Source organism: Tardiphaga sp. (genome assembly GCF_041424195.1).
Lineage (GTDB): Bacteria > Pseudomonadota > Alphaproteobacteria > Rhizobiales > Xanthobacteraceae > Tardiphaga.
This window is the reverse complement of sequence record NZ_JBGMOE010000156.1, coordinates 1-24749: the sequence shown is the minus strand read 5'-3', so window position 1 is coordinate 24749 and position 24749 is coordinate 1. Positions and strand designations below refer to the sequence as shown.

Below are 24749 nucleotides of genomic sequence, written 5' to 3'. Positions count from 1 at the left end.
CGGCGGCGCTTTTGCTTTCTCCCCTGCCGGAGTTTCGCTTGCGCGCGACTCCGACCTGCGCCCGCACCCGGGACGAGGTTAAGAGGAGCGCAGCCTGACGATCACGCCTTCATTGCCTGATAATTCCAGCGCGCCCGAAACATTCTCGCCATGGCGATCCAGCCCCGTCGCCAGCAGGATTTCGCCGGCCTCCACATGCAAAGATGCAGGCTCGCCGCTCAGATTTAGCACGATCAATAGACACCGCCCGTCATAGACGCGCCGATAGGCCAGCACATCCCCCGCGGCTTCGACAGGTTCATAGCTGCCGAACACCAGTTCGGGCGTCCGTTTGCGCAGATCAATCAGCCTCACATAAAGGCTCAGGATCGAATGCGGATCGGTAGCAAGCGCAGCTGCATTCTGATGGTGATAGTCCATATCCAGCGGCAGCCAGGGCTCGGCCGTCGTGAAACCCGCGTGCTCCGTGGCAGCCCATTGCATCGGCGTGCGGCATCCGTCGCGGCCGACACCAATGCCGGGAACATTCTTTTCGAACGGGTCCTGCACCTGATCCGGCGCGATAGGCACCTGTTTCAAGCCGATCTCGTCACCGTAATAAAGCGTTGGCGTCCCGCGCAGCGTCAGCAGCAACATCGCGGCGACACGGGCCTGGGCTGGGCCGACCCGGCTGGCGATGCGCGGCCGGTCGTGATTGCCGAGCACCCAGTTCGGCCAGGCGCCGAACGGCAGCGCCGCTTCATAGCGCGCGATCAGATCGCCCATGACAAACGCATTCCAGGGCGCCGAGAGCAGCGCGAAGTTAAAGGGCAAATGTGCACCGGAGAGGTCCTTGCCATAATAGGAAACCAGCCGATCGATCGGGAGATAAACCTCCCCGATCAATACGCGATCGTCGAACTCATCGATGACGCGGCGCATTTCTGCGACCACGTCCAGCGTCTCCGGGCGATCGGTAGAGTACAATTGCAGGAAGGCTTCGTGCGGCGGCCGGCCCGCCGTGAAATTCGGATTGACGGGATTGTCGCGAAATTCGGAATCCTTGATCAGATGCCAGATCACATCGACGCGGAAGCCGTCAACGCCGCGCCGCATCCAGAATCGCATCACCTCATAGATGGCGTCACGGACGGCCGGATTGCGCCAGTTCAGGTCAGGCTGTTTGTCGAGAAAGGCATGGTAGTAATATTGCCCTGTGGCCTCATCATATTCCCACGAACTCCCGCCAAACTCCGACATCCAATTCGTCGGCGCACTGCCGTCCGGCTTCGGATCGTGCCAGATATACCAATCGCGTTTGGGATTATCGCGCGACGATCGGCTCTCGATAAACCACGGATGCTGATCCGACGTGTGGTTCGGCACCAGATCGAGAATGATCTTCAGCCCATGGCCGTGAGCGGCCGCCACAAGTGCGTCGAAATCGGCCATTGTCCCGAAGATCGGATCGACGCCGGTATAGTCCGAGATATCATAGCCGAAGTCTGCCATCGGTGACGGGAAGATGGGCGACAGCCAGATTGCGTCGACGCCGAGCTGCCGCAAATAGGGAAGCCGACCGACGATCCCCGCGAGATCGCCGATGCCATCGCCGTTGGAATCCTGAAACGAGCGTGGATAGATCTGGTAGATGGTGCCGGCCTGCCACCAGACTGTCGCTGCAATTGCCATGGTCCTGTCACTCAATGTTCTGAGGCTGCCATCACGCACGAAAAAGCGGCCCTTCCGAGGAAGGGCCGCCTTTCGGTCGACGTCGTATTAGTAGCGTTCGATGACAGTACGACGTTCGACACCGCCATCGTAATAGCCACGATCGCGATCGCGGCTGCGCTTGATGATCACGGTCTCGTTGCGGTCGCGGCGATCGCGATAATAACCGCGGTCATAATCGTCGCGATAGCGGTCGCGCCCGACGGCACCGACCGTGACGCCGCCCGGACCGACGCCGACGCCGATCTCCTGGGCCTTGGCTGGAATTGCGCTGCTGATGCCCGCCGCAGCAACGGCAATGATGGCGAGATGCTTAATCATGGCGTGCTCCTCCGTGTGTGAACGATGGAGTAGAAATCCCGCGCTGCAGGGTTAGTTCCGGGAACATGACAAAACGATTATACGCAATACACGCGAAAGACCGGAACCAATCGAGGTTTTTCTGCCAACCACGGACTAGCCGGGCGGTATAATTGCGTTGCTGGGCGTCGGCCGGTCGGTGATCTGCTGACCGAACAGGCTGCCGACCAGTTCAACCAACATCCGTGCCGTTCGCCCGCGCTCGTCCAGAAACGGATTGAGCTCGACGACATCCAGCGAGCACATCAGGCCTGAGTCGTGCAGCAGCTCCATGATCAGATGCGCTTCGCGATAGGTCGCGCCCCCCGGAACCATGGTGCCAACGCCGGGCGCTGCCGCAGGATCGAGGAAGTCCACATCGAAGGACACATGCAACACGCCGTTGCGCGCCTTGACCCGCTCGATGACACGGCGGATCAAAACACCTACACCGAATTCGTCGATCTGCCGCATGTCTGCAATGGCTACCTTGCGGGCGTGCACCAGCTCTTTCTCGAGCTTGTCGATGGAGCGGATGCCGAACAGATCGAGATTGTCAGGTTTGATCGAGGCGCGAGGCTCCGCACCGAGCAGTCCGTCGAGACCGGACTCGCCACACAGAAAGGCTGCGGACATGCCATGCATGTTGCCGGTGATGGTCGTGTGCGGCGTGTTGTAGTCGGCATGCGCATCGAGCCACAGCACGAATAATTCGCGCCCCTGCTCGTGCCAGTGGCGCGCCACGCCATTGACCGATCCCATCGACAGGCTGTGGTCGCCGCCCATGAAGATCGGCAACGCCCCGGATCGGGCCAGCATGTAGGCCCGGGCACTCAGCGCCTGAATCCAGTTCTGGATCACGCGGTAATGCCTGGCGTTCTCCGGCGGTGTATCGGTCGATCGAGGCACAGGCGGCGGCGTGAGGTCGCCGTGGTCTTCCACCGCGAAACCAAGCTCTTCCAGCAACGGGCCGAGCCCTGCGGTGCGCATCGCTGCCGGTCCCATCAAGGTCCCGCGCTGTGAGGCGCCGACTTCGACCGGCGCACCCAGCAATGCGATGCGTTTGTGATGGGAGACGTCGGTCATAAGCAGAACTCCGGGCTAGAGACCCTCGCAGGCCAAGATATATTCCGAAATGGCCTGATTGCATTGCAACGGAAATGCGGCAATGCAGTTATCCCGCGCATTTTCATCACCAGACAGTGGGGCAATCGTGACGAACAGAGTGATCGAAGAAGGTCTTCCCTATCCCTTTGGCGCGCATTGGGACGGAAAGGGCACCAACTTCGCGCTGTTCTCGGCCAATGCCACCAGGGTCGAGGTCTGCCTGTTCGACGGCGACAAGGAAACGCGAATCGAACTTCCGGAATATACCGACGAGGTCTTTCACGGCTACATCCCCGATGTCGGCCCCGGCACCTTCTATGGCTACCGCGTCCATGGCCCGTATGAGCCCGAGAAAGGTCATCGCTTCAACCCGAACAAGCTGCTGCTGGATCCCTATGCCCGCGCCCATGCCGGTCAGCTCGAATGGAATCCGGCCGTATTCGGCTACAAGATGGAGAGCGGCGACGACACCACCTTCGACGAACGTGACTCCGCCCCGTTCATGCCGAAATGCGTGATCGTCGATCGCGACTTCGACTGGGCCGGCGAGGCCGGCCGGCAGCCCGTGCCATGGGACCAGACCATCATCTACGAGACCCACGTCAAGGGCTTCACCAAGCTGCATCCCGACGTGCCGGAAAAGCTGCGCGGCACCTATGCCGGCTTCGGCAGCAAGCCTGTGGTGGATCATCTCTGCGGCCTTGGCATCACCTCGGTCGAGCTGCTGCCAATCCACACTTTCATCAATGACGACTATCTGCTGAACAAGAAGCTGGTGAATTACTGGGGCTACAATTCCATCGGCTTCTTCGCACCCGACCCGCGCTACGCGTCCGACGTGCCGAACTCGCTGCGCGAGTTCAAGGAGATGGTGTCGGCGCTGCATGCCGGCGGTCTCGAGGTCATCCTCGACGTGGTCTACAACCACACCGCCGAAGGCAACGAACTTGGCCCGACGCTGTCCTTCAAGGGCATCGACAATGCCAGCTATTACCGGCTGATGCCGGACAAGCCGCGCTATTACATCAACGACACCGGCACCGGGAACACGGTGAACCTGTCCAACGCCCGAGTCATCCAGATGGTGGCGGACAGTCTGCGTTACTGGGTGCGGGAGATGCATATCGACGGCTTCCGCTTCGATCTCGGCACCATCCTGGCGCGCGAAGTCTACGGCTTCACCGAACAGAGCGGCTTCCTGAAAGCCGTCGATCAGGATCCGTTGCTGACGACAATAAAGCTGATCGCCGAACCCTGGGATATCGGCCCCGGCGGTTATCAGGTCGGCGGTTTCCCGCCCGGTTGGGCGGAATGGAACGACAAGTTCCGCGATACCGCGCGCGATTTCTGGCGTGGCAAGGCGCCGGTCTCGGCACTGGCACCGCGTCTCGTCGCATCCGGCGACATGTTCAACCATCAGGGGCGTCGCGCCTGGGCCAGCGTGAATTTCGTCACTGCGCACGACGGCTTCACGCTGAACGACTGGGCGAGCTACAACGAGAAACACAACGAGGCCAATGGCGAGAACAACAAGGACGGCAGCTCCAGCAACCGCTCATGGAATTGCGGCGTCGAGGGGCCGACTGACGACAAGGCGATCATCGCCCTGCGCGAGCGCCAGAAGCGCAATATGCTGGCGACCCTGCTGTTCTCTCAGGGCACACCGATGTTGCTCGGCGGCGACGAGTTCGGCCGCACGCAGAACGGCAACAACAATGCCTATTGCCAGGACAGCGAGATTTCCTGGTTCAACTGGAGCCTCACGGCTGAGGGCAAGGACCTCCTCGCTTTCACCAAGCGGCTCATCAAGTTGCTCGGCAATTGCTCTGTCCTGCGCCGCAGCCGCTTCCTGACGGGCGAACACGATCCCGACCTCGATGTTCGCGATGTGACATGGATCAACGCCAATGGCGGCCCGATGCAGGATGTGCATTGGAAAGACGACAACATGAAGTGCTTCGGCATGCTGCTGGACGGCCGTGCGCAGAAGACCGGCATCCACAAGCCCGCCGAGGATCAGACCATGCTGATGATCCTGAACGGCTTCGAGGGGCTGGTCGACTTCACGATGCCCGAGGCCTTCGGCGGACAGGCCTGGGAACTTCTGGTGGACACCAATATCCCGGACACGAAGGGCGGCGAGGACTTCCCGTTCGGCCACATCTATCAGGTCACCGGTAGATCGCTGCTGCTGTTGTCCTTAAAGAAATAGCTTTTGACGCAGCGAAGCAAACGCGGCCTCGCTGCCCACATTTTCTGCACATTCCTGTCACTGAACTTCGGAACGAAGTTTGGTGACTACACTTGTCAGGCAGTTATTTCTGATTTGCCAAGCTGGTGGAGACGTAAAAGTGCAGATTCGCGCGGGCTATGACATCGCATTCCAGTGTACCCAGGAAACGCCCATGATCCTGATGCTCAGCATCCATCCTTCGCGCGCGAAGGATTTGCAGAGCCCGCACTGCATCCGGTTTTCCCACGACGTGCAGGCGCATGACTATCTCGACATGTTCGGCAATACCTGTACGCGGATCGTCGCACCGCCCGGACTGATCGAGATCAAGAACGATTTTCTGATTTCGGATAGCGGGCTGCCGGACGCGGCTCCGCCATCGGGGCCGTTGCAGCCGGTCAGTGAATTGCCTGACGATGTCATGGTCTTCCTGCTCGGCAGCCGCTATTGCGACACGCAGAAGCTGTCTGATCTGGCATGGTCGCTGTTCGGCCATGTCGAGGATGGCGCAGCGCGCGTCCAGGCCATTGTCGATTACGTGCATCAACGCATCGAATTCGGCTATCACCATGCCCGCAACGATCGTACTGCCTTTGAAGGTCATGAAGAGCGTATCGGCGTGTGCCGCGACTTTGCGCATCTGGCTGTCACCCTGTGCCGCTGCATGAACATTCCGGCACGCTATTGCACCGGCTATCTCGGCGATATCGGCGTGCCCGTCGATCCCGCGCCGATGGATTTCAGCGCCTGGTGCGAAGTCTATCTCGGAAACCAGTGGTACACGTTCGATGCACGCCACAATCATCCGCGCATCGGGCGCATCGTGATGGCCCGCGGCCGCGATGCCGCGGACGTCGCAATCTCCACCAACTTCGGCCCGACGCCGCTGGTGCGTTTTACGGTGGTCACGGAAGAGGTTTTTAGCGAAGCCACCCCTGCCATCGCGCCGATGTCGATGGTGGCCTGATCGTCGTTTCAAGACTGTTGTTAATTTCCAAGCCACTCGTGTCCGCGGGTGGCTTTGTTGGTTCAGGTCCTGACAGGACTGATCTTCCACGTCAGTGCCATGAGGCCTGCCGTCATAACACCCGAGATCACAGAGGCAATCGGCAGCACTAGTGCCAGCGCCGCAGTCGCAGCCCAGCCGATCGACGAGAAGGCTTCCGCGAAGGTCGCAATGCGTGATGACGTCTGACGTCGCCTGAACTGGCTGCGCCGTGCCTGCACCCTGAACCAGAGCTGGATGGCCGTCGCCGAGGCTGCCGCCACGACGGTCGCCAATGCTGTGACCGCAGCAAGTCGTAGCGAGACGAGCGCAAGACCCGCAATCATCGGCGTGAACACGGCGGCGATAATCACAAGCACGACTTCGACCTTGGCCGTGATGATCGTGTTGGCCGGAAGCGGCGCAGTTGTGACCAGATCGGCAGCGTCTTCGCCGGAGATCGTCAGCCAGGCTAGGCCGCCGGCGAGCTGACCGGCGGCCATCACGATCACCGGCGCCAGCACGATGAAGGCGCCCGCCCCCTCGCCGAAACTGCGCCACAGCATCAAGGCCGGCGGCAGCAGATACAATAGCTGCATCAGCGTTTGCGAGACCAACCACGGATCGCGCCACAACAGGATAAACTCCTTGCGCCGCAAGGCCTTGCGCCGAGATCCGGTTCGGAACGGTCTTGCTGCTGTCTTGCGACGAACTTGCGCCGATGGTGCGGCACTGGCCACGTAGTTGCTGAAGCGCGGCGAAAAGATCGCCATCACGATTCCGAGCAGGAACAACCCAACTGCCAGCAACGGCACCAGCGCCGCGACGTCGCCGAGCATCGCCCGCGCGGGCCACCACACCGGGCTGTTGGCCTCAGGCGCAAAGGCTGCCGCGGCATCGGAGGTCAGCACGGCGAAACGTGACAGCGTGCCGTAGGAGAGAATCGCCGCGACCTGCAATGCAATAACGAAACCGGCGCCAGTAACCGCCGAAATGATCTGCGCGACCAGTCGCGTCTTCGCAGGGCCGCAAAGCTGAAACAGTCCGACGGTGATGGCGATCGCGCACGCCGATGCGGAAAGACCCATCGCGATGACGACGGCATAGGCGGAGAACCAGCGCACGCCGCCGCCAATCACCAGTACGTTGACGAAAGGCGTCGCCAGCAGCATCGCCATCAGGGTCACCGTCAATGCGATGGCCGCGATGCGGACGGAGAACAGGTTGGTGAGCGGCGCAGGCGACGACATGATGAGATCGAGATCGGCGCGCGCATAGAATACGCGGGTGACCGACTCGATAGCCTGCGACAGAACCAGCGCCCAGGCGAGGAAGATACTGGCGGTAATGACAATGGCCGTCGATTGATCGAGCGGCGTCTGCACGTCGGCAAAGCGGCCAACCACCGCATAGGCCGGCAGATGCAGAAACATCACGAAAACGATCAGCAAGAGCGAAATGCTGCGCGGACGCCAGCGACGGCCCGCCGTGAGCATGCCCAGCATCTCGCGCCATGCCAGCCGGACTTCGTGGCCGGCAAACCACATCACATTGGCGGATGGCGTCATGCGGCGACCGGCGCGCCGTCCACCAGCGCCACAAACATATCCTCGAGGCTGGTGTCGCCCTGTCCGTTCTGCTGGCGCAATTCGGCAAGGGTACCTTCGGCGATCAGCCTGCCTGCGGCGATCACGCCGATCCGGTCGGCCATGCGCTCGGCGACTTCGAGAATATGCGTGGTCATGATGACAGCGCAGCCCGCGCGCACGCGATCCTGCAGCAGGCCTTTGACGTGTCGTGCCGACACGGCATCGAGCCCCGTCAAAGGTTCATCGAGAATGATCAGCCGGGGCTCATGCACCAGCGCGCCGGCCAGCGCCACCTTCTGGCGCATACCCTTGGAGAAGCCTTCGCATCGCTCATGCAGATGTGGTCCAAGACCTAGCGATGCCAACAGTCCATGCGACGAGCGCTCTGCCGTTTCAGCATCGCAGCCCCATAGGCCGGCGACGAATTCGAGATATTCAAGCGGCGTCAGCTTGTCATAGATCATCGGCTCGTCGGAGACCCAGGCCATGACCTGCTTTGCCGCAACGGGATCGGCAAGCGCATCGATGCCAAGTATGGACACCGATCCTGCATCAGGACGCAGCAATCCCGCGACCATGCGCAATGTCGTCGTCTTGCCCGCGCCGTTGGCGCCCAGCAGCGCATAGAACTCGCCGGCACGAACCGTGAGATCAAGCCCGTCGACGGCGGGCCGATCGAAACATTTCATTAACCCTCGCAATTCGAGGGCAGCCTGTGTTGTGATCATGACAAGGCGATCTGCGCGTTAAGTTGCGTAGCAACATGGAGCGAAGTTGTTTCAGGGCAGTGAATCCGATTCAGGGCAGTGAAGCCGACGACGTAACCACGCCGCCACACCCGCTTGGTGGTATCCATATGTGCATCACGATTGATGCCCCCATAATCCCTGCACTCGCGCGGCGTTTCTGATCTCCGATCAGCAATTTAACTAAATCGGACGGGAACAATACAACCTTGAATAGATTTACGCTAACCTGACAAAGATCGACGTCCGGAGATTCGTGATGACGCGGCGAGCTGCCTTGAAGGTCCCTGCTCCAGCCGAATTCCATCCGGCGTATTTTCTGACCTGTGGCGGCATGGGAAAGGTTACGACCGAATACAAGAAGAACCAGAACATCTTCTGTCAGGGAGAGACCGCAGATTCGGTTTGTTACATCCTGAACGGGCGTATCAAGCTCACGGTCCTGTCCGAACAGGGCAAGGAAGCCGTCGTCGGCCTGCTCGAACCCGGACAGTTCCTCGGTGAGGGTTGCCTGAATGGTCATCCGCTGCGCACCGTCACAGCGACGGCGATGCAAGACTGCACGATCGTTACGATCACCAAATCGGCGATGCTCACCCATCTGCGCGACGAGCCGGCTTTCGCGGAATTCTTCGTCGCCTATCTTCTGGCGCGCAACAACCGCATCGAGGAAGATCTGATCGATCAGTTGTTCAATTCAAGCGAGAAGCGCCTCGCGCGCCTGCTGCTCATCCTCGCCCACTATGGCGAGGAAGGCGTCAGCCATCCCATTGATATCGACATCAGCCAGGAGATGCTGGCGGAGATGATCGGCACCACGCGGTCCCGCGTCAGCTTCTTCATGAACAAGTTTCGCAAGCTCGGCCTCGTCAGCTATGACGGACATATTCAGGTCCACAGCTCGCTGCTTGCTGCGGTGTTGAACAGGAAACCGCATTTGCATTCGTAACGTGCAACAATGCGCGCGTGACAAGACCATAGAGCGCCTTGACGCGACGGCATTCGGAAGACCGGCAGATGGCAAGCATCCTGATCGTCGACGATGACAAGGCCGTTCAGATCGTCACCAAATTGATGCTTGAGCGCGAAGGCCACAGCGTCACCTGCGCGAGCACCGGCCCGCGCGCGCTCCATATCGTCCGCCATATGGACTTCGATCTGTTCATCATCGATGTTGTCATGCCGGAGATGGACGGGCTGGAGACCATGAAGCTCGCGCATCTATGCCGGCCGGAAGTTCCGATCATCGTTATTTCATCTCACACGGTGTCATCCGCCGCCGCGCCTGCGCCCGATTTTCCCGCAATGTCCATCCGGCGCGGCGCCGTCTCCAGCCTGCACAAGCCTTTCAAATCAGCGGTTCTGCTGTCGCATGTGGATCGATGCCTGATGCAGGGAAATGGCTCATCCCGGCTCCACTAGAATGGTCACAAAATCAATCGCGACCAGCATTGGCATTGCCGATGTCTCGATGTGCCGCGGCATAAAGGGATTATGATACCATAATACCTGCAATCCAAAGGTAATTAAGAGCTCCTTCATTCGGCCTCCCTATTTTTTGAGTGGGAAATATGAGTACCGCAGCAAAATTGCTTGCCGCGGTCCAAGGGGCATATCGATGCAAGCACTAAATTCTATTTCAGCACGTATGATTGTGGCCATCACGCTCGTTGCTGCCGGATCGTGCGGCGCGCTTGCGGCCTTCAGCATGTGGCAGCAGCAGGCGATCATCGATACCGCCCTCAATCGCGAAGCGCATGACGACTACGCCAACCTCACCGCGGCGCTGAACGCAGAGACGCGGACATTGCTCGCGGTCGCCGAGTCGATCGCGTCGTCGCAGCCGATCAAGGACGCCATCAAGACGCAGGATCGCGCCAATGCGCTCACGCATCTGAAGGAGGCTCATCAGCGCATCAAGCCGCGCGGCCTTGAACTGATCACGATTCAAACACCTCCGGCGATCAGCTTCGCCCGCATTCATAATCCCGGCACGTTCGGCGACAACGTTTCCGAGCGCCGCAAGATGGTGGTGCAGGCGATGACCAGCAAGAAGGCCGTCGGCGGCATCGAGCCCGGCCGTGATGCGCTCAACGTCTTCGGCGTAGCACCAGCGATGGATGGCGACACCATTCTCGGCACCATCGATGTCGGCGCCCCCTTCGGCAAGACCTTCGTCGAAACCATGAAGTCGCGCTTCGGTGTTGACGTCGGCATCCACCAGATCGACGGCCAGGCCGGCAAGACACTGGCTTCCACGTTGAAATCGGCTGCTCCGGGTGTCGAGACGCTGCGTCGCGCGCTCGCCGGCGAGATCGTGACCCAATATGGCGAACTCGACAACAAGCCCGTTGCCACAACCTTCGGCGCCATCAAGAGCTTCTCGGGCGATAACATCGCCGTCTTCGAGATCACCCGCGATACCAGCGGATACCATAGCCTGATGCGATCATCGCTGAATTGGCTGGCTATTATTTCTGCTTGCGTGCTGCTGCTCGCCGGCACCATCGCAACCTTCATGGGCCGCTCGATGGCGAAGCCGATCCGCGCACTCGAAACTGCGATGCGCACCATTGCGGGCGGTAATCACACGATCGCAGTGCCGGGTGTAGGCCGCAAGGACGAGATCGGCTCGATGGCGGGCGCCGTTGAGATCTTCAAGACCGGCCTGATCGAGACGGAGCAGTTGCGCGCCGCGCAGGAAGAACAGCGCGAGCGGGCCCAGCACGATCGCCGTGACACCATGAACGCGCTGGCTTCGCGCTTCGAGAGCGGCGTCGGCACCGTGGTCAATGCCGTCGGCTCGGCGGCCGGCGAACTCCGCAACACCGCGCAGTCGATGGCCGCGACCGCCGAGGAATCCACCCGGCAGACCGCCGCCGTTGCGGCAGCCTCCGAAGAAGCCACGCAGAGCGCTCAGGCTGTTGCTGCCGCCATCGAGGAGCTCAATGCCTCGATCAACGAGATCGCACAGCAGGTCAACGAGTCCGCGCGCGTGGCCGGCGATGCAGTATCGCAGGCCAATATCACCAATGGCGAAGTGCACAGCCTCGCCGAGGCCGCGCAGAAGATCGGCGACGTGGTCAAGCTGATCAGCGAGATCGCGGCGCAGACCAACCTGCTCGCACTCAACGCCACCATCGAAGCCGCCCGTGCCGGTGAAGCCGGCCGCGGCTTTGCGGTCGTCGCATCCGAAGTAAAGGCGCTGGCCACCCAGACGTCGAAGGCCACGGATGAAATCTCGGCACAGGTCGGCGCGATCCAGAGCGCAACGAAGCTCTCGGTGGATTCGATCCAGAGCATCACCTCGACCATCGGCCGCGTCAGCGAGATCGCCAGCACCATCGCCGCCGCCGTCGAGGAACAGGGCGCAGCCACGCTCGAAATCGCACGCAACGTCGCAGAAGCCGCCCGCGGCACCGGCGAGGTTTCGCAGAACATCGCCGGCGTCAATGACGCCGCCCGCGAGACCGGCCTCGCCGCATCGCGCGTGGTGGAATCGGCCGGGGACCTCTCGCGCAATGGCGAAGACCTGCGCACGCAGGTCGATATGTTCCTGCGCGAAGTGCGGGCGGCATAATTCCTCCAGCGGCGCGCTTCGGCGTGCCGCTCTTCCATTGCGAACAAAGCGGGAATCAGCGAGCGTGATTCGTCACCTCGGATACATCTCGTGCTCGCCCAAACCTCCTATCTCGACGCCCTGAATCCGGAACAGCGCCGCGCCGTGGAGCATGGCGTGTTGCGGCCTGGCGACGATAACGCACCATCCGCGCCGCCATTGCTGGTCATCGCCGGCGCCGGTTCCGGCAAGACCAATACGCTGGCGCATCGCGTCGCGCATCTGATCGTCAATGGCGCCGATCCGCGTCGCATCCTGCTGATGACATTCTCGCGCCGCGCCGCCAGCGAAATGAGCCGCCGCGTCGAACGCATTGCGCGCAAGGTGATGGGCGACAATGCCGGCGTCATGACCGACGCGCTGGTATGGGCCGGCACCTTTCACGGCATCGGCGCGCGGCTGTTGCGCGACTATGCCGAACAGATTGGACTCGATCCCGCTTTCACCATTCACGACCGCGAGGATTCCGCCGACCTGATGAATCTGGTTCGGCACGAACTCGGCTTCTCCAAGACCGAGACACGGTTCCCGACCAAAGGCACATGCCTTGCGATCTATTCCCGCTGTGTGAATTCCGAGACCGAACTCGATCAGGTGCTCGGCGCGTCCTATCCGTGGTGCGCGGCCTGGTCGGCCGAGCTGCGCGAACTGTTCGCCGGCTATGTCGAGGCCAAGCAGAAGCAGAACGTGCTCGATTACGACGACCTGCTTTTGTACTGGGCGCAGATGGCCAGCGAACCTTTGCTTGCGAGCGATATCGGCGGCCGCTTCGATCACGTGCTGGTCGACGAATATCAGGACACAAACCGGCTGCAGTCGGCGATCCTGCTGGCGTTAAAGCCCGACGGGGCGGGCCTCACCGTTGTCGGCGATGACGCGCAATCGATCTATTCGTTTCGCGCCGCCACCGTGCGCAATATTCTCGATTTTCCCAGGCAGTTCAGCCCGCCGGCACAGATTATCACGCTCGACCGCAACTATCGCTCAACGCAGCCGATCCTGGCGGCGGCCAATGGCGTGATCGATCTCGCGCGCGAACGCTTCACCAAGAATCTCTGGACCGACCGCGCCTCCTCCGCCAAGCCGCAACTCGTCACCATTCGGGACGAGACCGATCAGGCCCGCGCCATCGTCGCGCGCGTGCTCGACAATCGCGAAGGCGGCATGAAGCTCAAGGAACAGGCAGTGCTGTTCCGCACCTCGTCACATAGCGGCTCGCTTGAGGTCGAACTGACACGGCGAAACATTCCGTTCGTCAAATTCGGCGGGTTGAAGTTTCTTGATGCCGCGCATGTGAAGGACATGTTGGCACTGCTGCGTTTCGTCGAGAATCCGCGCGACCGCGTCGCCGGTTTCCGCCTGATGCAATTGCTGCCCGGCGTCGGCCCGGCATCCGCACAGCGCGCGCTGGATCACATGATCGCGGCCCCCGATCCGATTGACGCGCTGACGCATGCACCGGCGCCGCCGCGCGCGGCCACCGACTGGCGCGGCTTTGTCGACGTCATCAGCGAGATCAAGTCACGCCGCGCGGACTGGCCCGCCGAGCTGGAATTGGCGCGACGCTGGTATGAGCCGCATCTCGATCGCATTCACGAGGATTCGCTGACGCGCCGCGCAGATCTGATCCAGCTCGAGGCGATCGCCTCGGGCTATCCGTCGCGCGAGCGTTTTCTCACCGAACTCACGCTCGATCCACCGGATGCAACCAGCGATCAATCCGGCGTGCCGCTGCTCGACGAGGACTATCTGATCCTCTCGACCATTCATTCCGCCAAGGGACAGGAATGGAAATCGGTCTATGTGCTGAATGTGGTCGATGGCTGCATGCCGTCGGATCTGGGCACCGGGACATCCGCCGAGATCGAGGAAGAGCGCCGGCTTCTGTATGTGGCAATGACGCGCGCCAAGGATGATCTGCATTTGATGGTGCCGCAGCGTTTCTTTACCCACGGCCAGCACGCGCAGGGTGATCGCCACGTCTATGCGTCGCGCACGCGCTTCATTCCCGAAGCATTGCTCCATCTGTTCGAACGCACCACCTGGCCGCAGGCACCCGCCGCCGACCCGACGCGTGCGGCCGCGCAGGGTGTCCGCATGGACATCAATTCCCGGATGCGCGCGATCTGGCGCTAGAGCTTCTTGTCCCACTCCGGCACGCCGCTGAAGCGTGCCACCAGGAAATCGATGAACAGCCGCACTTTCACGGCAAGGTGCCGCGTCGGCGGATAGATCGCATAGAGCGTCAGCGGCGGTGCCTTATAGGCATTGAGCATGCTGCGCAGAGAGCCCGCACGCAATGCATCGCCGGCAATGAACGTCGGCAGCAGCGCGACGCCCCTGCCCTTGATGGCAGCATCGCGCAGCACCTCGGCATTGTTGACGCATAGCGTCCAGCTCGGCTGGATCCAGTGATCGTCGCCATTCTTGCCGGTCAGCTTCCACTGATTGCCGGTGAGCAGGAAACCGTAGGTCAGCAGCGCGTGGCTGCGCAGATCTTCCGGCAGTTTCGGCGTGCCGTGCTGCTTGAGATAGTCCGGTGACGCGCAGACCACGCGATCAATGGCGACGATTTTTCGCGCGATGAGGCTGGAGGATTCCAGATCGGCGATGCGCAAGGTCACATCGAAGCCGCCCTGCATCGGATCGACCTGGTCGTCCGACAGCACGAGCTGGATCTGCAGCTCCGGACACTGCGCCATGAAATCGGCGATGGCCGGGCCGAGCTGCAGCGTGCCGAACGACATCGGCGCATTGACGCGCAGCAGTCCGCGCGGCGTCGATTGCGCCTGCGCCACCGCCTGATCGGCGGCATCGAGATCGGCGAGAATACTCAGCGCCCGCTCGAAATAGGCTTGCCCATTCTCGGTGGCGCTGGCGTGACGCGTCGTGCGGTTGAGCAATTGAACGCCGAGGTCCTGTTCGAGCTCGCCGACATATTTCGAGATCACCGAGCGCGACAGCCGCAATTGCCGCCCGGCTTCCGAGAAGGAGCCGAGTTCGACCACTTTGACGAAGGCGCGCAGGCTGTTGAGCTTGTCCATGGGATCGTCCTGACTGTCCTCAAAACATAGACAGTAATGTCACAAATGGCCAGATTGTCTTTGATGTGGGATCGCCCAATTATCCCGGCAACGGAAGACGAGACGCCTTCCCAACCAGGAGACAGACCATGTCAGGCATCCACCATGTGACCGCAATCGCCGGTAACGCCTTGCGGAACTTCGACTTCTACACCCGCGCGCTGGGCATGCGCTTCGTCAAGAAGACCGTCAATTTCGACGATCCGGGCACCTACCACTTCTATTACGGCGATGAGACCGGCAAGCCGGGCACCATTCTGACCTTCTTCCCGTGGGAGCATGCCGCCCCCGGCCGCGGCGGCGTGGGTCAGACCCAGCAGACCTCGTTCCGGGTCCCGGCCCGCTCGCTCGGCTACTGGACGCATCGCTTCATCGAGAAGGGCATTGCCCATGAGGCGCTCGAAAAGCGCTTCGGCGAAGCGGTGCTGCCCTTCACCGATCCGGACGGCATGAGCCTCGCACTGGTCGGTATCAGCGGCGCGGAGGACGAGCCCGGCTGGAGCAATGGCGACGTCCCGGCGGAGCACGCGATCCGCGGCTTCCACGGCGTGACGCTGCTGCTCGAGAAGGCCGAGAAGACCAGCGCCATCCTCACCGATGTGTTCGGCTTCAAGGAAACCGCCCGCGAAGGCTCGATCATTCGCCTGAGCGCCGACAGTGTCGAAGGCGGCATCGTCGATATCTACGAGGCCGGCGGTTTCCTGCCGGGCCGTCAGGGCCGCGGTTCGGTGCATCACGTCGCCTTCCGCGCCGTCGATGATGCCGATCAGCAGGTGATGGCCAACAAACTGGTGAAGACCCATGGCCAGCAGCCGACGGAACAGAAGGACCGCAACTACTTCCGGTCGGTCTATTTCCGCGAACCCGGCGGCGTGCTGTTCGAAATCGCCACCGACATCCCCGGCTTCGCCGTGGATGAGCCCGTCGAATCCCTCGGCGAGCATCTGAAACTGCCTGCGTTCCTCGAGAAGCATCGCGGCGAGATCGAACGGGTGCTGCCCGTTCTCGAAACTAACAAGGTGACGTCATGAGTAACGACCTGTCCCACATCCATCGCTTCGTGCCGGGCAACCGGCGCGAGGCAGCGCCGCTCCTGCTGCTGCATGGCACCGGTGGGGACGAAAGCGATCTGCTGCCGCTCGGCGAAGCCATTGCGCCAGGGGCAGCACTGCTGTCGCCGCGCGGTCAGGTGCTGGAGCACGGCATGCCGCGCTTCTTCCGCCGGCTCGCCGAAGGCGTGTTCGACGAGGACGATGTGATCAGACGCGCCAATGAGCTCGCGGACTTCGTGATCGAAGCCCGCAAGCGCTACGGCATCGCGGCGCCCATCGCGCTCGGCTATTCCAACGGCGCCAACATCGCCGCGGCAATGATGCTGCTGCGGCCCGAGGCGCTGGCCGGCGGGATATTGCTGCGCGCGATGGTCCCTCTACGTGAACCACCGGCGGCAGATCTCGCTGGCAAGCCGGTACTGATCGTGTCGGGCCAGTCCGATCCGATCATCCCGCCGAGCAATTCGCAGCGGCTGGCCGTGATGCTGACCAAAGCCGGTGCCGATGTGCAGCACCGCACGTTGCCGGTAGGCCATCAGTTGTCACAGGCGGATCTGACGATTGCGAAGGAGTGGTTGGCCAATGTTGAGACGGCAAGACGCGAAAGCGTGGCGGTCTGATCTCAATCTTCCCTCTCCCGTTGTGGGAGAGGGAAGACGACTACGTTACAAATTCGCGCCGCTAAACATCTCGCTATACCAGTCCGCAATCAGCTTCGGATTGATCCGGCCATCGACAATGAACACACCCTGCGCGCCATCGGCGACCCAAACCTTCACCGCGTCGAGATCAGCGAGCGTCCGCACCACGACGCCATCGGCGCCATATCCACGCGCTATGGCCGCAAAGTCGGTCACCGGGAATTGCGCCATGCCGGCATTGTAGCCCTCGGGGCCGAAGTGATGCACCTCGGCGCTATAGGCGCTGTCGTTATAGATGAAGATGCACATGCGCTTCTTCAGCCGCACGGCCGTTTCAAGTTCCGCAATCGACATCAGGAAACCGCCATCGCCGACGGCCAACACGGTCAGCCGCTCCGGCTGCGTCACTGCCGCGCCGATCGCGCCAGCAAGACCGAGGCCGATGGACTGGAACGCGATGGGAATGCACCAGCCCCGATGATCGGGCGCGGAAATATAGCGCGTCACCCAGCCGACGAAATGTCCACCGTCGACAACGACGGTGCGATCTCTGGGTAGGATATCGTCCATCGCCTTGCTCAGCGTGCGCGGATCGATGTGCTCGGCAGTGCTGGTGTCATCATAGGCCAGATTGTGATTGCCTCGCGCGGTCATCACTGCAGCAACCTCTGGCGTGCGCCAGCCGGCCTCGCTTGGCGGCGCCTTGTCGAGCGCCTGTAGCACGGCCGTCGCCACAGCCGATGCATCGCCCTCGAGTTCAAGATCGACCGGACGATGCACCCCGATGCGGCCTTTCTCGACATCGATCTGCACGAGCTGGGCATAGTCGGAAATCAGTTTGCCCTTTTTCGTGGTCCACATGTTCAGCGACATGCCGAAAGCGAGGATCATGTCGCTCTGCGCGATCAACTCAGCCGTGGCCTTCGATGAAAAGCCGCCGGCAACGCCGAGATTCCATGGATGGCCGGAAAACATCCCGTGCGCCTGCAACGACGTCGCCAGCAGCGCACCGAGCCTGTCGGCCAGTTGCACCAGCAGCGGCTGTGCATCGGCCACGACAGCACCATGCCCCGCCAGGATCAGCGGCCGTTTCGAGGTCCGGATCGCCGCAACGAGTTCGTCCAGCTTCGCAGGGTTGACCGCGATCCGCGGCGTGATCGGCGGATGCTTCTTGCCCATCGTCGCCGCCACCTGCATCTCCTGCACATTGATCGGCAGGCTGAGCACGACGGGCTTGCGCTCACGCAGAGCGATCGAGGCTGCTTTCCAGGTGTCCGCGTAGGCGCACTGTGCATCGGCGATCTGATGCCATTCGCCGCCGACCGCGTGAACGAGTTCGGATTGATTGAAGGCAAATGCCGACTGCTTGTCGCCAAGCACCACATCGCCTGCGAGAACAAGCAATGGCGTGTCGCTCTTGGCGGCTTCGCCGATGCCGGTGATCGCATTCGTCAGCCCCGGCCCCGCCGTTACGCTGACAATCGTCAGATCGCGCGTCAGCCGCGCTGCGACATCGGCCATGCTCACCGCGCCGCCTTCATGGCGCGCAGCAATAAAGTCGAGACCGAATTCGGTGAGGCCGAGCGTCACCTTGAAATTTGCGCCGCCGACGAGACCGAAACAGCGCTTGGCGCCGATATCGGCGATCGCACGTGCGACTTCGCGCCAGACGGTCGAATTGTCGGGGGTGTGGTCGAGAACTGCAGCGGATGAAGATGTCATGAGGTCACTTTGCACCGATCGCGATCTCCTCGACATTCAAGGATCGGGCCAAGGTAGTTTAGGTCTAAAGGAATTGCCATATGCTGATCGCGCTGGCCCGATCACGTGGTCGGGAGAGCGGAACAGACGCAAAATTGCCATCTGCGGTGATCCGCAGTGGCCCATTTCGCGCAAATACAGCCTTATTTCATGGCAGATCGACTGACGGCTACGCCCGTCCGGCGATCACCATACTGCGCAGATCGTCGGCAATCTTCGGCGCAGCAGCGTCTTCCAGCGACGACCGCAGAGCCTCGATATCGGCATGCGGTACCGGGCGCCATCCGCAAGGACACCCGCCGTCCTGATGGGCCGCGGCGACTTCGCGATAGGTCGCGCCGATCGCGGTTGCCAGAAGACGCATCACCACATCGGGAGACAAACGCGAACTGTCGAGCACGCGGCAGAACGTCGTCATGATGGCCTGGTTGAGATAGGTCTGCGCCGAATTCTCGTCGGTGATATCGGAGACCTTGACCTGCTGCGGAAGCATGCGCGTATCCTTTGCGACCCCTGCGATTGTCTAGGCCGCGGTCACGCCATGCTCAACCGGTTTCAGGCCGACTTGTCTTAGAAGCCCTCAAGCCTGTCATGTTTTGAAGCCGTCAAAACAGGATGTGTCGTGCGCACATTCGCTACTCGGCGGCAGCTTGCGCCTGTCCCGCGCTCGTATCGAGATGCATGGTCTCGATGCGCTTCACCTTGCTGATCGAGCCCATGATCAACGGCACGCGCTGATGGATCGCCGTCGGCGCGATGTCGAGAATGCGGGCACGACCCGTGGTCGCGCCGCCGCCGGCCTGTTCGACGATGAAGGCCATGGGATGCGCTTCATAAACGAGACGCAGCCGGCCATCGGCATAGCCCTTGCGCGCATCGGAGGGATAGAGAAACACGCCGCCGCGGATCAGGATGCGATAGGCCTCGGCGACCAAGGCTGCGATCCAGCGCATGTTGAAATTCTTGCCACGCGGGCCATCGGCACCTGCGAGGCATTCCTCAACGAAGTCACGCACCGGCGCTTCCCAGTGGCGATGGTTGGACGCGTTGATCGCATATTCCGAACACTCGGCCGGGATTTGCACACGCGCCCGAATGCGCTTGTAGCTCCCCACGGCGCGATCGAGCGTGAAGATGTCGACGCCGTTGCCGAGCGTGAGCACCAGCGAGGTCTGCGGACCATAGACCACGAATCCGGCGGCGATCTGTGCGCTGCCTTTCTGTGTGAACGGCACAGCGCCCTTCGACGTCGGCATGATCGAGAAGATCGTACCGACCGTCATATTGGTTTCGATATTCGACGAGCCGTCCAGCGGGTCATAGGCAATGTCGAGCAAGCCGCCGCTGTCACGGATATCGGCGGTCTCGGCTTCCTCGGAGGCCAGCGCGGACCAGGACACCGGCTTCAATGCAGCGCGAACGATCTCGTCGGCGCGCACATCAAGATCCTTCTGCACATCGCCGTCGGCATTCTGTGCGCCCTGCGCCTCTCCGGTGATCCCGGCCAGAGCGCCGCAGCCGATCAGCTCGGAGATTTCGATGGACGCCTTGGCGAAGGCATCGACCGCAGCAGCAACAGCCAGCCGCAGCGGGTCCTGTCCGGCATAGTCAGCCGTGTATCGGGACAGGGGCATGTGGTCGGTCATCGCAATCTCTCCAAAAATACCGGGCTCCTTCTGGCACATGGCCGCGTCCGGAGTGCCCGGGAATGGCAGAAACGGCGCATTTTGCCCACAGATATTGACCTCCGGGGCCAAATAAAGGAATTTTTGTAAAGGAGAGATGGGGAAAGTTTTTCTTATATGACGAAGCGGTTCCGCGACATCTCGATCCGCCAGCTGCGTGCACTGGCCGCGGTGGCCGCCAGCGGCAGCATCACGGCGGCAGCTTTGAAGCTGCGCCTGACGCAACCGGCTGTCACCTTGCAACTGCGCAACCTGCAGGGCCTCGCCGGCCTGCCGCTGACCCAGCGCACCGGCGACGGGATGGTCCTGACCGATGCCGGCCGCGAGGTGCTCGCGCTGTCGGAACGGATCGAGGCGGCGATGGCGGCCTGCGCGACCTCGCTGGACATGATGGCCGGCAAGACCGGTGGGCGCATCTCCATCGGCGCCGTCAGTACCGCGAAATACTTCGTGCCCTTCACGATCTCGGCCTTCGCGAAGCTCCATCCCAAGATCGAAATCTTGCTGACGGTGGGCAATCGCGAGGAGACCATCGCAGGTCTGCGCAGCTACGATCTCGATATCGCAATCATGGGCCGGCCACCGGCCGGGATCGACATGGATGTGAACCTGATCGGCGATCATCCGCATGTGATCATCGCGCCGAGCGACCATCGCCTCGCAGGCAGGGCGCGCCTCTCCATGAGCGATCTCGCAAGCGAGACGTTCCTGACGCGCGAACCCGGCTCGGGCACGCGCGGATTGATGGAGCAACTGTTCGAGAGCGCAGATCTGCGCGCTACGATCGGCATGGAGATGGACAGCAACGAGACCATCAAACAGGCCGTGATGGCCGGACTCGGCATCGCCTTCATCTCCGCGCATACGGTGGCCACCGAACTGGAGCAACAGCGACTGGTGATGCTGGATGTCACCGGCCTGCCGATCATCCGGCAATGGTTCGTGCTCAACCGCAAGGACAAGGTGTTGCTGCCGCCGGCGCAGGCAATGCGCGCATTCCTCGCCGCACAGGGCGCGCAGTTCCTGCCTGCGACGGAAACCGGAAAATCTGCGCCGGTCCGCCGCAAGTCCCGCAGCCAGGCGATGCTGTAGCGACAGGCCAGGCCTCGCCTTGTGGCATCCGGCGAGGGTGATATGATGACATCAGCCCGAGCGCCAACACATCCCTTCATCAGTCATCGGAGAATTCAATGCCTGCTGCCTCGGCAGATAGCACTGCGCCCGTCAGCGTCGTGACCGCCCTCTATCTCGGCACCAAGGTGCTTCACACCGAAGCCGAGCGCTCCGGCATCATCAAGGACATGTTGCGCGGCGACGTCAGCCGCAAGGGCTATGTCCTGCTGCAGCGGAATCTGCTGACCGCCTATCAGGCGCTGGAAGCGGGACTTGAGAGCCATCGCGACACGCCTGTGCTCGCCGCACTCGCCCAGTATCGGCTCGATCGCACATCGGCCATGCAGGCCGATCTCAATGTGCTGTGCGATGGCGACTTCTCTGACGTGCCGATGTTGCCTGCCGGCGAAGCCTATGCCAAGCGGATCGAGGATGCCGCCAAGGGCGACGGCGAATTGCTGATCGCCCATGCCTATACGCGCTATCTCGGCGACCTCTCGGGCGGCCAGATTCTCAAGCGCCTTCTCGCCAAGAAACCCGGCCTCGCGCCCGAGGAATTGTCGTTCTACGACTTCCCGGCCTATGCCGATCTGGCCGTGCTGAAATCGGACTATCGCAACGCGCTCGATGAAGCCGGCAAGCGCGCGACAAATCCGCAGGCGATCATCGATGAAGGCTCGGTGGCGTTCCAGCTCAACACCGATCTGTCCTGGGCCGTGCAGGCCGCGCTCGAAGCGGAGCAGGTGGCGTGAGCTTTTTTACTTAGCCTCTCCCCGCAAGCGGGGAGAGGGAAATCACTTCCAGCTGACCAGCGGCGGCATCGAGCTCAGAATGTTCTCGACGTTGCCGCCGGTCTGCAGGCCGAACATCGTGCCCTTGTCGTATAGGAGATTGAACTCGACATAGAGCCCGCGCGTTTCGAGCTGCTGTGCGCGCTCTTCCTCGGTCCACGCTTCCTGCATCCGTGCACGCACGATGCGCGGATAGACATCGAGGAAGGCCGAGCCGACATCACGCGTGAAGGCGAAGTCCTTCTCGAAGTCGCCGGTATTGAGCTGGTCGTAGAAAATGCCGCCGACGCCGCGCGCCACGCCGCGATGTGGCAGGAAGAAGTAGTCGTCGGCCCAGGCCTTGAACTTCTTGTAGTAAGCGGGGTCATGCGCATCGCAGGCGCTGCGCATCGCGTCGTGAAACGTGATCGTATCCGGCGCATCAACCTTGCGCTGCTCGGGCAGCATCGGCGTCAGATCCGCGCCGCCGCCGAACCAGCCGACGGCCGTCGACAAGAAGCGCGTGTTCATGTGCACGGTCGGCACGCGCGGGCTGCGTGGATGCATGATCAGGCTGATGCTGCTGGAGACGTAATCGAGCTGCGATCCGCCGCCGGGCATTTGCCGCGCCATCTCCGGCGACAGCTTGCCATTCGCGCTTGAGGTGTGGATGCCGATCTTCTCGAACAGGCGACCGCCCGAGAGGAAGCCACCGACGCCGCCACCGGTGCCCGTCGCACGGGTCCACGGCCTGTAGGTGAAGGTGGCGGGCGCGCCCGGGAACAGCGCCTGCGGCGCCTCGCGCTCCAGCGCCTCGATCTCGGCGCAGATGCGGTCGCGGAGGGATTCGAACCAGACCTTGGTGCGGGTGCGGTTCTGCTCGATTTCGGGACTGACGATCGGGGTCATGATGTTCATGGTCTTTTCGCTCATGATGTTCGTACAGTCTATATGCCGCTTGCAGCGCGATGGCACCTTGAGATGCGTCAAAAACGTGAGGCGAATCGCCCGCTTTTGCGAGATTGCCGCGCCTCGCCAAGAGCGCAGCGGCGGTGTATCAGAGGCGGCAAAATCATGCCTTTCGGCGTCACCTTCCGGAACCCAAGCATTTGACCCAGTCCACGCCCCGCAAGCCCTTCCTCGATGTCCTCGCCGGCCAGCGCCAGGCGGTGCCGCCGCTCTGGATGATGCGACAGGCCGGGCGTTACCTGCCTGAATATCGCGAGGTCCGCGCACAGGCCGGCGGCTTCCTCGACCTGTGCTTCAACCCGGACTTCGCCACCGAAGTGACGCTGCAGCCGATCCGGCGCTTCGGCTTCGATGCCGCGATCATCTTCTCGGACATCCTGGTGATTCCCTATGCGCTCGGCCGCTCCGTGCGTTTCGAGGTCGGCGAAGGTCCGCGGCTCGATCCGCTGGATACGCCGGAAAAGGTCGCGACACTCTCGCCCGAAGCGGATTTCAGCAAGCTCGAACCGGTGTTCGAGGCGCTGCGCCGCGTGCGTGCCGAACTTGATCCGAAGATTACGCTGATCGGCTTCTGTGGTGCGCCGTGGACGGTCGCAACTTACATGGTCGCCGGCCGCGGCACGCCGGATCAGGCGCCGGCGCGGATGATGGCCTATCGGCATCCCGAAGCCTTCGCAAAAATCATCGACACCATCGTCGAGAACTCGATCACCTATCTGCTCCATCAGCTCGAGGCCGGCGCCGATGTGCTGCAGATTTTCGATACCTGGGCCGGCGTGCTGCCCGCTGCCGAATTCCAGCGCTGGTCGGTCGAGCCGACCAAACGCATCATCGCCGGCGTGCGCGCCAAGGTGCCGGATGCGAAGATCATCGGCTTCCCCCGCGGCGCGGGCGCGCTGCTGCCAAGCTATGTCGGCGCCACCGGTGTCGATGCCGTGAGCATCGACTGGGCCGCAGAGCCATCGTTCATTCGTGAACGTGTACAGAGCCACGTCGCCGTGCAGGGCAATCTCGATCCGCTGGTGTTGATCGCCGGCGGCGCGGCACTCGACCGCGCTGTCGATGACGTATTGGCGAACTATGCTGCAGGCCGCTTCATCTTCAATCTCGGCCACGGCATCCAGCCGGAAACGCCAATCGCCCATGTGGAGCAGATGGTGAAGCGGGTGCGGGACTATCGCGGATAACACCCCGCGCAACTTGTTGGGGTGAACCAGCGGGTCGCGCAAAGCGCGCGTGATGATAAACTCCGCGAAATCCATCGCTTTCTTCGTCTGCAGTTGATGGGTTTCGCGCCTGCTCTCTGCCCATCCTACGATCTTGCGTAACGCTCTCAGTCGTCATGAC

General features: G+C 61.9%; 21 protein-coding genes. 11 read left to right on the top strand and 10 right to left on the bottom strand.

The features are described 5' to 3' along the window. Positions 1–78: 78 nt before the first annotated feature. The 3 genes from ACEK02_RS20180 to rocF all read right to left on the bottom strand — a co-directional run bounded on the left by ACEK02_RS20180 (position 79) and on the right by rocF (position 3135). Positions 79–1671: an alpha-amylase family glycosyl hydrolase gene (locus ACEK02_RS20180; protein WP_371423347.1), complete on the bottom strand. Its 1593-nt coding sequence runs from the start codon at positions 1669–1671 to the stop codon at positions 79–81. Positions 1672–1758: 87 nt separating this feature from the next. Further along, positions 1759–2031: a hypothetical protein gene (locus ACEK02_RS20175; protein WP_371423346.1), complete on the bottom strand. Its 273-nt coding sequence runs from the start codon at positions 2029–2031 to the stop codon at positions 1759–1761. Between the two features lie 135 nt (positions 2032–2166). Continuing rightward, positions 2167–3135 carry an arginase gene (gene rocF / locus ACEK02_RS20170; RefSeq protein WP_371423345.1) on the bottom strand — a complete coding sequence of 323 codons (969 nt, stop codon included), beginning with the start codon at positions 3133–3135 and terminating at the stop codon, positions 2167–2169. A gap of 127 nt (positions 3136–3262) precedes the next feature. Here rocF and glgX point away from each other — a divergent pair, with 127 nt between their 5' ends. Together glgX and ACEK02_RS20160 are read left to right on the top strand one after the other, a co-directional pair. Next, the gene (gene glgX / locus ACEK02_RS20165; protein ID WP_371423344.1) at positions 3263–5368 is read left to right on the top strand and encodes a glycogen debranching protein GlgX; all 2106 of its coding nucleotides are present in this window, start codon (positions 3263–3265) and stop codon (positions 5366–5368) included. A gap of 139 nt (positions 5369–5507) precedes the next feature. Further along, positions 5508–6356: a transglutaminase family protein gene (locus tag ACEK02_RS20160; protein WP_371423343.1), complete on the top strand. Its 849-nt coding sequence runs from the start codon at positions 5508–5510 to the stop codon at positions 6354–6356. A 62-nt stretch (positions 6357–6418) separates the two neighbouring features. On the opposite strand, the gene ACEK02_RS20155 is transcribed toward ACEK02_RS20160, so the two are convergent. Both ACEK02_RS20155 and ACEK02_RS20150 read right to left on the bottom strand, forming a co-directional pair. Further along, a complete protein-coding gene (locus ACEK02_RS20155; protein ID WP_371423342.1) occupies positions 6419–7942 on the bottom strand; it encodes a permease in 1524 nt (507 codons plus the stop codon). Further along, positions 7939–8691, bottom strand: a complete 753-nt coding sequence (locus ACEK02_RS20150) for an ABC transporter ATP-binding protein (protein ID WP_371423341.1) — start codon at positions 8689–8691, stop codon at positions 7939–7941. Before ACEK02_RS20150 ends, ACEK02_RS20155 begins: the two co-directional genes overlap by 4 nt. Positions 8692–8968: 277 nt before the next feature. On the opposite strand from ACEK02_RS20150, the gene ACEK02_RS20145 reads away from it, so the two are divergent. The 4 genes from ACEK02_RS20145 (at position 8969) to ACEK02_RS20130 (ending at position 14464) form a co-directional block, all read left to right on the top strand. Continuing rightward, positions 8969–9658 carry a Crp/Fnr family transcriptional regulator gene (locus ACEK02_RS20145; RefSeq protein ID WP_371423340.1) on the top strand — a complete coding sequence of 230 codons (690 nt, stop codon included), beginning with the start codon at positions 8969–8971 and terminating at the stop codon, positions 9656–9658. Between the two features lie 68 nt (positions 9659–9726). Continuing rightward, positions 9727–10131 (top strand): response regulator, encoded by a 405-nt coding sequence (locus ACEK02_RS20140; RefSeq protein WP_371423339.1) that lies wholly within the window; start codon positions 9727–9729, stop codon positions 10129–10131. Between the two features lie 196 nt (positions 10132–10327). After that, positions 10328–12289, top strand: coding sequence for a methyl-accepting chemotaxis protein (locus ACEK02_RS20135; RefSeq protein WP_371423338.1), 1962 nt, complete (start codon positions 10328–10330; stop codon positions 12287–12289). Between the two features lie 90 nt (positions 12290–12379). After that, positions 12380–14464: an ATP-dependent helicase gene (locus ACEK02_RS20130; protein WP_371423337.1), complete on the top strand. Its 2085-nt coding sequence runs from the start codon at positions 12380–12382 to the stop codon at positions 14462–14464. On the opposite strand, the gene ACEK02_RS20125 is transcribed toward ACEK02_RS20130, so the two are convergent. Beyond that, the gene (locus tag ACEK02_RS20125; RefSeq protein ID WP_371423336.1) at positions 14461–15372 is read right to left on the bottom strand and encodes a LysR substrate-binding domain-containing protein; all 912 of its coding nucleotides are present in this window, start codon (positions 15370–15372) and stop codon (positions 14461–14463) included. The two genes, ACEK02_RS20130 and ACEK02_RS20125, sit on opposite strands and share 4 nt — an antisense overlap. A 128-nt stretch (positions 15373–15500) precedes the next feature. Between ACEK02_RS20125 and ACEK02_RS20120 the strand changes: the two genes are divergently transcribed. Both ACEK02_RS20120 and ACEK02_RS20115 read left to right on the top strand, forming a co-directional pair. Then, positions 15501–16442 (top strand): ring-cleaving dioxygenase, encoded by a 942-nt coding sequence (locus tag ACEK02_RS20120; protein WP_371423335.1) that lies wholly within the window; start codon positions 15501–15503, stop codon positions 16440–16442. Beyond that, positions 16439–17083, top strand: coding sequence for an alpha/beta hydrolase (locus ACEK02_RS20115; protein WP_371423334.1), 645 nt, complete (start codon positions 16439–16441; stop codon positions 17081–17083). The genes ACEK02_RS20120 and ACEK02_RS20115 overlap by 4 nt, the downstream gene beginning before the upstream one ends. Positions 17084–17128: 45 nt before the next feature. On the opposite strand, the gene ACEK02_RS20110 is transcribed toward ACEK02_RS20115, so the two are convergent. The 3 genes from ACEK02_RS20110 to ACEK02_RS20100 form a co-directional block, all read right to left on the bottom strand. Then, positions 17129–18826: a thiamine pyrophosphate-binding protein gene (locus tag ACEK02_RS20110; RefSeq protein ID WP_371423333.1), complete on the bottom strand. Its 1698-nt coding sequence runs from the start codon at positions 18824–18826 to the stop codon at positions 17129–17131. Between the two features lie 208 nt (positions 18827–19034). After that, complete coding sequence (locus ACEK02_RS20105) at positions 19035–19358, bottom strand: hypothetical protein (RefSeq protein ID WP_371423332.1); 324 nt, start codon at positions 19356–19358, stop codon at positions 19035–19037. A 142-nt stretch (positions 19359–19500) separates the two neighbouring features. Beyond that, positions 19501–20511 (bottom strand): class 1 fructose-bisphosphatase, encoded by a 1011-nt coding sequence (locus ACEK02_RS20100; protein WP_371423331.1) that lies wholly within the window; start codon positions 20509–20511, stop codon positions 19501–19503. A gap of 156 nt (positions 20512–20667) precedes the next feature. Between ACEK02_RS20100 and ACEK02_RS20095 the strand changes: the two genes are divergently transcribed. Then, positions 20668–21642 carry a LysR family transcriptional regulator gene (locus ACEK02_RS20095; protein ID WP_371423330.1) on the top strand — a complete coding sequence of 325 codons (975 nt, stop codon included), beginning with the start codon at positions 20668–20670 and terminating at the stop codon, positions 21640–21642. A 98-nt stretch (positions 21643–21740) separates the two neighbouring features. Next, entirely contained in the window at positions 21741–22415 is a 675-nt protein-coding gene (locus tag ACEK02_RS20090) for a heme oxygenase (biliverdin-producing) (RefSeq protein ID WP_371423329.1), read from the top strand. Positions 22416–22457: 42 nt separating this feature from the next. On the opposite strand, the gene hemF is transcribed toward ACEK02_RS20090, so the two are convergent. Next, complete coding sequence (gene hemF / locus ACEK02_RS20085) at positions 22458–23366, bottom strand: oxygen-dependent coproporphyrinogen oxidase (RefSeq protein ID WP_371423328.1); 909 nt, start codon at positions 23364–23366, stop codon at positions 22458–22460. 176 nt (positions 23367–23542) lie between these two features. Between hemF and hemE the strand changes: the two genes are divergently transcribed. Further along, positions 23543–24589 (top strand): uroporphyrinogen decarboxylase, encoded by a 1047-nt coding sequence (gene hemE, locus ACEK02_RS20080; protein ID WP_371423327.1) that lies wholly within the window; start codon positions 23543–23545, stop codon positions 24587–24589. Positions 24590–24749 lie beyond the last annotated feature (160 nt).

Bases quoted from the DNA above. Each gene is read 5' to 3' on its own strand.
- ACEK02_RS20180 (WP_371423347.1), bottom strand. From the start codon at position 1,671: ATGGCAATTGCAGCGACAGTCTGGTGGCAGGCCGGCACCATCTACCAG.
- ACEK02_RS20175 (WP_371423346.1), bottom strand. From the start codon at position 2,031: ATGATTAAGCATCTCGCCATCATTGCCGTTGCTGCGGCGGGCATCAGC.
- rocF (WP_371423345.1), bottom strand. From the start codon at position 3,135: ATGACCGACGTCTCCCATCACAAACGCATCGCATTGCTGGGTGCGCCG.
- ACEK02_RS20155 (WP_371423342.1), bottom strand. From the start codon at position 7,942: ATGACGCCATCCGCCAATGTGATGTGGTTTGCCGGCCACGAAGTCCGG.
- ACEK02_RS20150 (WP_371423341.1), bottom strand. From the start codon at position 8,691: ATGATCACAACACAGGCTGCCCTCGAATTGCGAGGGTTAATGAAATGT.
- ACEK02_RS20145 (WP_371423340.1), top strand. From the start codon at position 8,969: ATGACGCGGCGAGCTGCCTTGAAGGTCCCTGCTCCAGCCGAATTCCAT.
- ACEK02_RS20140 (WP_371423339.1), top strand. From the start codon at position 9,727: ATGGCAAGCATCCTGATCGTCGACGATGACAAGGCCGTTCAGATCGTC.
- ACEK02_RS20135 (WP_371423338.1), top strand. From the start codon at position 10,328: ATGCAAGCACTAAATTCTATTTCAGCACGTATGATTGTGGCCATCACG.
- ACEK02_RS20125 (WP_371423336.1), bottom strand. From the start codon at position 15,372: ATGGACAAGCTCAACAGCCTGCGCGCCTTCGTCAAAGTGGTCGAACTC.
- ACEK02_RS20120 (WP_371423335.1), top strand. From the start codon at position 15,501: ATGTCAGGCATCCACCATGTGACCGCAATCGCCGGTAACGCCTTGCGG.
- ACEK02_RS20115 (WP_371423334.1), top strand. From the start codon at position 16,439: ATGAGTAACGACCTGTCCCACATCCATCGCTTCGTGCCGGGCAACCGG.
- ACEK02_RS20110 (WP_371423333.1), bottom strand. From the start codon at position 18,826: ATGACATCTTCATCCGCTGCAGTTCTCGACCACACCCCCGACAATTCG.
- ACEK02_RS20105 (WP_371423332.1), bottom strand. From the start codon at position 19,358: ATGCTTCCGCAGCAGGTCAAGGTCTCCGATATCACCGACGAGAATTCG.
- ACEK02_RS20100 (WP_371423331.1), bottom strand. From the start codon at position 20,511: ATGACCGACCACATGCCCCTGTCCCGATACACGGCTGACTATGCCGGA.
- ACEK02_RS20095 (WP_371423330.1), top strand. From the start codon at position 20,668: ATGACGAAGCGGTTCCGCGACATCTCGATCCGCCAGCTGCGTGCACTG.
- ACEK02_RS20090 (WP_371423329.1), top strand. From the start codon at position 21,741: ATGCCTGCTGCCTCGGCAGATAGCACTGCGCCCGTCAGCGTCGTGACC.
- hemF (WP_371423328.1), bottom strand. From the start codon at position 23,366: ATGAGCGAAAAGACCATGAACATCATGACCCCGATCGTCAGTCCCGAA.